This window comes from Pseudoalteromonas prydzensis, assembly GCF_011050055.1.
Classification (GTDB): Bacteria; Pseudomonadota; Gammaproteobacteria; order Enterobacterales; family Alteromonadaceae; genus Pseudoalteromonas; species Pseudoalteromonas prydzensis_A.
On sequence record NZ_DRGM01000051.1, the window covers coordinates 1 to 7,605 of the forward strand.

9 protein-coding genes are annotated in these 7,605 nt (G+C 44.1%); 7 read left to right on the forward strand and 2 right to left on the reverse strand.

The window, feature by feature from the left end; genetic code table 11:
• From ENH88_RS04850 to ENH88_RS04875, 6 genes are all read left to right on the forward strand, one after another.
• Nucleotides 1-307: phosphomethylpyrimidine synthase ThiC (locus ENH88_RS04850; RefSeq protein ID WP_304180292.1), on the forward strand; the 307-nt coding region annotated here is incomplete at its 5' end.
• Between the two features lie 77 nt (nucleotides 308-384).
• The gene (locus ENH88_RS04855; RefSeq protein WP_304180294.1) at nucleotides 385-1,386 is read left to right on the forward strand and encodes an FAD-dependent oxidoreductase; all 1,002 of its coding nucleotides are present in this window, start codon (nucleotides 385-387) and stop codon (nucleotides 1,384-1,386) included.
• Nucleotides 1,387-1,406: 20 nt separating this feature from the next.
• The gene (gene thiS / locus ENH88_RS04860; protein ID WP_304180296.1) at nucleotides 1,407-1,604 is read left to right on the forward strand and encodes a sulfur carrier protein ThiS; all 198 of its coding nucleotides are present in this window, start codon (nucleotides 1,407-1,409) and stop codon (nucleotides 1,602-1,604) included.
• Nucleotide 1,605: 1 nt separating this feature from the next.
• Nucleotides 1,606-2,403 carry a thiazole synthase gene (locus tag ENH88_RS04865; RefSeq protein ID WP_304180297.1) on the forward strand — a complete coding sequence of 266 codons (798 nt, stop codon included), beginning with the start codon at nucleotides 1,606-1,608 and terminating at the stop codon, nucleotides 2,401-2,403.
• Nucleotides 2,404-2,423: 20 nt separating this feature from the next.
• On the forward strand, nucleotides 2,424-3,953 hold the full coding sequence (gene thiE / locus ENH88_RS04870; protein WP_304180299.1) for a thiamine phosphate synthase: 1,530 nt from the start codon (nucleotides 2,424-2,426) through the stop codon (nucleotides 3,951-3,953).
• Between the two features lie 3 nt (nucleotides 3,954-3,956).
• Nucleotides 3,957-4,715: a HesA/MoeB/ThiF family protein gene (locus ENH88_RS04875; protein WP_304180301.1), complete on the forward strand. Its 759-nt coding sequence runs from the start codon at nucleotides 3,957-3,959 to the stop codon at nucleotides 4,713-4,715.
• Between the two features lie 62 nt (nucleotides 4,716-4,777).
• On the opposite strand, the gene asd is transcribed toward ENH88_RS04875, so the two are convergent.
• Together asd and rsgA are read right to left on the reverse strand one after the other, a co-directional pair.
• Nucleotides 4,778-5,644 carry an archaetidylserine decarboxylase gene (asd, locus tag ENH88_RS04880; RefSeq protein WP_304180303.1) on the reverse strand — a complete coding sequence of 289 codons (867 nt, stop codon included), beginning with the start codon at nucleotides 5,642-5,644 and terminating at the stop codon, nucleotides 4,778-4,780.
• A gap of 15 nt (nucleotides 5,645-5,659) precedes the next feature.
• Nucleotides 5,660-6,718 carry a small ribosomal subunit biogenesis GTPase RsgA gene (rsgA, locus tag ENH88_RS04885; protein WP_304180305.1) on the reverse strand — a complete coding sequence of 353 codons (1,059 nt, stop codon included), beginning with the start codon at nucleotides 6,716-6,718 and terminating at the stop codon, nucleotides 5,660-5,662.
• A gap of 122 nt (nucleotides 6,719-6,840) precedes the next feature.
• On the opposite strand from rsgA, the gene orn reads away from it, so the two are divergent.
• Nucleotides 6,841-7,386 carry an oligoribonuclease gene (orn, locus tag ENH88_RS04890; protein ID WP_304180306.1) on the forward strand — a complete coding sequence of 182 codons (546 nt, stop codon included), beginning with the start codon at nucleotides 6,841-6,843 and terminating at the stop codon, nucleotides 7,384-7,386.
• Nucleotides 7,387-7,605 lie beyond the last annotated feature (219 nt).

Genomic DNA, 7,605 nt, shown 5'->3' on the forward strand with positions numbered 1-7,605 from the left:
CCGTTGGCATGACCAATTTAATATTGGTTTAGACCCTGTTCGTGCCCGTGAATATCACGATGAAACTCTGCCACAAGAATCTGGCAAAGTCGCGCATTTTTGCTCTATGTGCGGGCCAAAATTCTGCTCAATGAAAATCACCCAAGAAGTGCGAGAATACGCCAAAGATCTCGAAGCCAGAGGTATAGATCCTAACAACGTTGGTGATGCTATTGAGATCAAAATGGTCGATGTAGAAGCCGAAATGCAAGCTAAATCAGCCGAGTTTAAACAAACCGGCTCAGAGCTTTATCATAAAGTGGTTTAAGCGCTAGTTAGCGAGTTAGCGAGTGAAAAGCTCGCTAACTTTACTCTTGTAGCTAGCAAACTGAATTAAGGATTCCCATGTCTTACAATATTGCGGTGCTGGGGTTTGGTTTAACGGGGCGTTTAGCGGCGCTTGAGTTGAGCTTAAAGCATAATGTTACTGTTTATGAAGCGGGTGATGAACAAGCGCTTGATAGTGCAGGAAGAGTCGCGGCGGCGATGCTTGCGCCTTTGGCTGAATCGGTATTCTGCGAGCAAGACTTAGCCTTGCTGGGGCTGGATTCGATTGCTCGTTGGCCGGGTATTTTAGCCCAGCTTGATGAGCAAGTGTTTTTTCAACAACAAGGCTCTTTAGTGGTGGCTCACCAACAAGATAAGGGCGACCTGCAAAGCTTTATGCAGCGCTTAAAACCTTTGGCTGAACATCACGGCCATCAACTAACTGGTTCGCAAATCAGTGAATTAGAGCCGGAGCTTGCAGGGCGCTTTAATCAAGGTGTGTATTTACCTTGCGAAGGGCAAATTGATAATCAGGCTTTTTATCAAGCGAGTTTTAATACCTTGAAACAGCGTAATGTGAGTTTTAAATTTGCACAAAAGGTCGATGTAGGCTGTGAAAAGTTACAGCAATCATTTGATTATATTATTGATTGTCGAGGTCTAGGCGCTAAAAGCGCAGCCTGTAAGCTGCGAGGTGTACGTGGCGAGGTGGTGCGTTTGTACGCCCCTGAGGTTAATTTAACACGGCCAGTGCGGTTAATGCATCCGCGTTATCCAATCTATATCGCACCTAAGCCCAATCATCAGTATGTGATTGGCGCGACAGAAATCGAATCACAAGATAATGGCCCAGCGACGGTTCGCTCAACCCTTGAGTTGTTATCGGCAGCGTACACAGTACATAGCGGCTTTGCTGAAGCTCGGGTGTTAAGTATTCAAACCGGCCTGCGTCCTGCTTTTAGTGATAATCGCCCGCAAGTAACGCAACAACAACAGCTGATCAGCATTAATGGTTTGTACCGTCATGGCTATTTACTTGCGCCGAGTTTAGTGGCGGATGCCGTGGCACGGATCAATTAAGGCTTACTATGAAAATAAGTATGAAAATAACAATTAATGGTCAATATTTTGAGTTGGCAAATAATGCCAATTTAACCCAAGCTTTGCGCCAATTTGCCGCGAAAGAACCTTTTGCGGTTGCGGTTAATGGTCAGTTTATCCCGCGTAGTCAGTGTGATACATGCTTACTTAACGAAGGCGATAGCATTGAATTACTATCACCAATTCAAGGTGGCTAATATGAGTAGCGCAATATCAGATAGTTTTAGTATTTATAGTGAGCAGTTCACTAGTCGGTTATTAATTGGTTCGGCATTGTATCCGTCACCTGCGATTATGGCAGACTCGATTGTAGCCTCTGGCGCGCAGGTGGTTACTGTGTCATTACGACGTCAACAAAGTGTCGCCGCAGGGGATGACTTTTGGCAATTGATCAAAGATACTGGGTTAAAAATATTACCCAATACAGCGGGTTGTCACAGTGTTAAGGAAGCCGTCACGCTCGCGCAAATGTGCCGCGAAGTATTTGCCACCGATTGGATCAAGCTAGAGTTGATTGGCGATGACTATAACCTGCAACCGGATCCGTTTGCATTACTTGAGGCAACTAAAATACTGCTAGCCGCAGGTTTTAAGGTGTTACCTTATTGCACTGACGATTTAGTATTATGTCAACGTTTGGCTGATGCTGGGTGTGAAGTGTTAATGCCGTGGGGAGCGCCGATTGGCACGGGTAAAGGGTTATTAAATCAATATAATTTAAAAACTATTCGGGAACGCTTACCCGATACCACATTGATTGTTGATGCTGGCCTTGGTTTGCCATCACACGCCTGCCAAGCGCTTGAATTAGGTTATGATGCGGTGTTATTAAATTCGGCTATTGCAGGTGCGGGTTGCCCTGTTACCATGAGTCATGCATTTAAAGCAGCCGTTGATGCGGGTCGTTTTGCTTACCGAGCAAAGGCGATGCCAGAAAAAGACGTCGCTGCGCCATCTACGCCTACTATGGGTATGCCTTTTTGGCATCAAGAATAAAAATTAGGAAATACGTAACTATGAATCATGTTGTTTGGACAATTGCTGGCTCTGACTCTGGCGGTGGTGCAGGTATTCAGGCGGATATTAAAGCGATGCAAAGTTTTGGCGTGCATGGTTGCACAGCCATCACCGCATTGACTGCGCAAAACAGCTTAGGGGTTGAAGCACTTAACCCGATTTCAACCGACGTTATTGAGTCGCAATTACTCGCCCTTGAAAGCGACATGAAAGCCCGTGTTATCAAAATTGGTATGCTGGCCAATGTGCAGCAAATTCAATTGATCAGTGAACATTTAAAACATTATAAAGCCACTTGGCCGGTTGCGCCTTTGGTTGTATATGATCCGGTGGCCATTGCCAGTAGTGGTGACTTACTCACCGAAGAAGATACGGTTAGCGCAATTAAAGAATGCTTATTACCGCTGGTGGATGTGATCACCCCAAATACCCATGAAACTCAGTTATTGACCGGCGTGTATTTAATTGGCCCCAGTGCCGTTATTGAGGCAGCCGAAAAGCTGCAAAGTTGGGGCGCAAAAGCGGTGTTGATCAAAGGTGGTCATTGGGATTACCCAAGTGGTTATTGTATTGATTACTGCTGTGATGGTAGCGCTGATGGTAGTAATGAATATTGGCTTGGTAATGAAAAAATTCAAACGCCGCACAGTCACGGTACCGGTTGTAGTATGGCGTCGGTAATAGCAGCCTGTTTAGCGAAAGATTACCCATTAAAAGATGCTTTTATCTTAGCGAAAGCGTATATCAACCAAGGTTTAAAAGCGGCTGTGCGCTATGGTGAAGGGATTGGCCCTGTGGCACAAACGAGCTTTCCAGAAAACCTTGCCGATTACCCACAAGTAATAGAAGCGGGTAGTTGGCTTGGTGATGAACTGGACTTTGAGCAACCCAACGAATTTACTATGGCGGCAGGCTTTACTGAATGTGAAAGTAAGCAGCTTGGTTTGTATGCAGTAGTTGATACGCTAGATTGGTTAGAAAAGTGCTTAGCGCAAGGGGTTAAAACCGTGCAGCTAAGAATGAAAAATGGCAGTGAAACCGAGCTTGAACAAGCGGTCGCAGCGGCGGTCACACTTGGTAAAAAGTATGACGGCAACGTGTATATAAATGACCATTGGCAATTAGCCATTAAGCATGGCGCTTATGGCGTTCACTTAGGGCAAGAGGATTTGCTCGACGCTAACTTGGTTGCAATTAAAGAATCTGGCATGCGGTTAGGGCTCTCTACTCACGGTTTTTACGAAATGCTACGCGCTCATAATTACCGCCCGAGTTATATGGCGTTTGGCGCTATTTACCCAACCACCACCAAAGATATGACTGGGCAAATTCAAGGGCTTGAAAAGTTAAAACACTTTGTGCCGCTAATGCAAGATTACCCAACCGTCGCCATTGGCGGTATTGACTTAGCGCGTGCTAGTGAAGTTGCGGCAACGGGGGTGGGTAGTGTTGCGGTGGTGAGAGCAATCACAGAGTCTGCTGATTATCAGCAAGCCATCGCCGATTTACAAAGTGCTATAGGTCATTAAATAATGGTTGAGTTATCAGACAAAGAGCAGCTGCGTTATAGCCGTCATTTAATGCTCAAAGAAGTGGGGCTTGAAGGGCAGTTAAAATTAAAAGCAGCGCATATTGTGGTAGTTGGCGCGGGTGGCTTAGGCAGCCCCGCATTGCTGTATTTAGCTGCGGCTGGTATTGGCGAATTAACCTTGTTAGATGACGACAAAGTTGAGCTTTCAAACTTACAGCGCCAAGTGCTCTATAAAGTAAATCACTTAGGGCAAAATAAAGTCAGTGCTGCGGGTAAAGTATTAAGCAGCTTAAATAATCAAATCAAGATCAACACAGTTAGCGCCAAACTAAGCGCTGATAATGCCCAGCAAATGTTTTCTGGCGCAACCTTAGTCGTTGATTGCAGCGATAACTTTAGCACTCGTTATGTGGTTAATAAGCAATGCTTAGCTCTGGGTATTCCACTGGTGTCGGGGGCGGCAATAGCGAGCGAAGGGCAGCTGATGTGTTTTGATTTTCGCCAGCCACAGAGCCCTTGTTACGGTTGCTTATTTGGCAAGCAACCACAACAGCAAACGCTTAATTGCAGTAATACAGGCGTGCTAAGTCCGCTGTTAGGTGTGATAGGTTCAATGCAGGCATTATTGGCGGTTAACATCGTGCTTGGCCATCACCAAGGGGGTCAATTTATTCGTTTTGATGCGCTAAGTTTAGCGCAGCAGCAGTTTCAATTAACTAAAGCGCCGGGGTGCTCAGAGTGTGATGCAGAAATCGATTAAATAAAAAACGCGGAATGACTTTAGCCTTTCCGCGTTTTTAGTTAAATCTAGTCGCTAACTAATCAATCATCAATCTTAGCGAACCGTGTGCCCATGCGGGTTACTGTGCCAGGTTTTTGATCTTCAAGGATCTCTGCTTTATTTGCACCCCAAGCTAAAATAACTGTCGAGCCAAGCTTAAAGCGACCCATCTCCGCACCTTTTTTCAGGGTAATGGCGTTTTCACCTGAGGTTGGGTAATTCCAGCTAAATACATCTTTACCCGCTGGTGGTGTTACTGTGCCTGCCCAAATAGTTTCAATGCTGGCAACAATCATCGCACCGACTAATACCATGGCAAGCGGGCCAATTTCAGTGTCAAAAATGGCTACTACACGTTCGTTACGAGCGAATAGATTAGGTACATTTTGCGCGGTAAGTGGGTTTACAGAGAATAAATCACCGGGTACATAAATCATTTTGCTCAAGGTGCCATCAATTGGCATATGAATGCGATGATAGTCTTTTGGCGCTAAGTAAATCGTTGCAAAGTCACCACCTAAAAATGGCGCTGTATCTTGCTCTGAGCCGCCAAGTAGTGCTTGCAAGCTGTAGTTATGGCCTTTAGCTTGAATAAGCTGACCTTCAACAATCGGGCCTAATTGGCTAATTGCACCATCTACTGGATGTGCAATGATGTCACTATCCATTGTTAATGGCCGTACGCCGTCTTTTAGTGGACGAGTAAAAAATTCATTAAAGGTTTTATAATGAGCAGGGTCGCTATATTGCGCTTCGCTCATATCAATTTTATATTGTTTAATGAATAGTTTGATCAAGGTTGTGGTTAATGCACCGGCTTTTGCTGCGGCTAATTTACCTACCATGCGCGATACAAAGTGCTTTGGCATTGCATACTGCATTGCGATTTTGAATTTATCTAAACTCACTGACTTCTTCCTAATTTATACGCGCGGAGCACGAGCTCCGGCACGGCCATCGGCCATTGTTTCTAAAATTCTGTGGTAACTATCAAACCGTAGCTGCGAAATATCACCTTCATCAACTGCTTGGCGAATTATACAACCTGGATCGTTTAAATGCTTGCAGTCTCTAAAGCGGCAACCGCCAATAAACTCACGAAATTCTTTAAAGCACCAAGTAACGCGCTCTACATCTAAATGCCACAAGCCAAACTCACGAATACCAGGGGAATCAATTAAATTACCGCCTGAAGGTAAGTGATGAAGTCGTGACACGGTTGTTGTGTGTTGGCCAAGACCACTGTTTTCAGAGACTTCTTTCGTGAGTATTTCGGCATCAGGTAACACGGTATTCACTAAGGTTGATTTACCCACACCACTTTGACCAACAAAAATACTGTTTTTATCAACTAAGGTTTCTTTTAGTGCATCAATGCCGTAACCGCTTTTATTACTGACTAGTAATACTTGATAATTAAGAGACCTATAAATATCCAGAATTTTGTTGATATTAGCTAGTCCAGACTCATCAATTAAATCTATTTTATTGAGCACTAAAATAGGCTCTATACCCATGTCTTCACAGGCAATTAAATAACGGTCGATAATGCTTGGCGTAAATTCAGGTAATACTGCTGACACCATTAGAATTTGGTCAATGTTGGCAGCTATGACTTTTACCCCATCGTAAAAATCAGGGCGGGTTAGTTGTGAGCGACGCTCGTGCATGGCTTCGATCACACCGGCTAAATCACCTTCACTGACTTTGGCACGGCGAAATTGCACTTCGTCACCACAGACAATGCCTTTAACAGTACGGCGAATATTACAACGTAGTACATCACCGTTATCGGTTTCGATGTCAGCATGTTGACCAAATCGACTGATCACCACGGCATTTTCCGCAGCACCTAAATTATCAATTTGCCATTGCGTTGATGTACCTTTAGTCGAGGCAGTATCAGCGTTAGACAAGCGCTTTTGGTGATTGGCCTTGATCCGGCGGGATTGGCCTTTACTTAATTTCTTCTGTTTTGCCACTTTTGGCCCATAACTTAGTTAAATGTCGTGCTTTTTGAAAAAAAAGCTTTAGGTCGACTGATGATACTAATATGATATAATTAAATGCGTTGGATCTAAAGGAAAGTACCGCTTAGGTAATTATGTCTTTTCATAAATCAAATCTTATCTGGCTCGACCTTGAAATGACAGGTCTTGAACCAGCCACAGATAAAATACTCGAAATTGCGACTGTTGTCACCGACAGTGCGTTAAACATCTTGGCTGAAGGGCCAACTATTGCTATTCATCAAAGTGATGAGCTACTTGATAGCATGGATGAATGGTGTACCAATCAACATGGTCAGTCAGGGTTAACCGCCCGTTGTAAAGCAAGCACATTCACAGAGCAAGATGCTGTAGAGCAAACGTTAGCATTTTTAAAGCAATGGGTTCCTGCGGGCGCTTCACCTATGTGTGGTAACTCAATTGGCCAAGATAGACGCTTTATGAATAAATACATGCGTGAGCTTGAAGATTATTTTCATTATCGTAATTTAGATGTCAGTACCATTAAAGAACTTGCACGACGCTGGAAACCAGATGTGTTAGCGCAAGTGAATAAAAAAGGCTCACACCTTGCCTTGGACGATATCAAAGATTCCATCATGGAATTAAAAGTCTACCAAGAAAAATTCTTTAATTTGTAAAAAAACACTTGCAAACACATCGGATTATTGTAGAATCCTGCCCCGCTTAAGACGATAACCCCCGCGGGGTTAGTGTGTTTGAGCACAAGTTAAAGATTCAAGAAGAAAGGTTAAAGGAACGAGGTTTAATATTGATAGAACCTAGAACCTAGAACCTAGAACCTAGAACCTAGAACCTAGAACCTAGAACCTAGAACCTAGAACCTAGAACCTAGAACC

What these genes read in the sequence shown, in the direction of transcription:
- ENH88_RS04865 (WP_304180297.1), top strand. Translation starts at nt 1,606, where the DNA reads ATGAGTAGCGCAATATCAGATAGTTTTAGTATTTATAGTGAGCAGTTC.
- ENH88_RS04855 (WP_304180294.1), top strand. Translation starts at nt 385, where the DNA reads ATGTCTTACAATATTGCGGTGCTGGGGTTTGGTTTAACGGGGCGTTTA.
- thiS (WP_304180296.1), top strand. Translation starts at nt 1,407, where the DNA reads ATGAAAATAACAATTAATGGTCAATATTTTGAGTTGGCAAATAATGCC.
- orn (WP_304180306.1), top strand. Translation starts at nt 6,841, where the DNA reads ATGTCTTTTCATAAATCAAATCTTATCTGGCTCGACCTTGAAATGACA.
- ENH88_RS04875 (WP_304180301.1), top strand. Translation starts at nt 3,957, where the DNA reads ATGGTTGAGTTATCAGACAAAGAGCAGCTGCGTTATAGCCGTCATTTA.
- thiE (WP_304180299.1), top strand. Translation starts at nt 2,424, where the DNA reads ATGAATCATGTTGTTTGGACAATTGCTGGCTCTGACTCTGGCGGTGGT.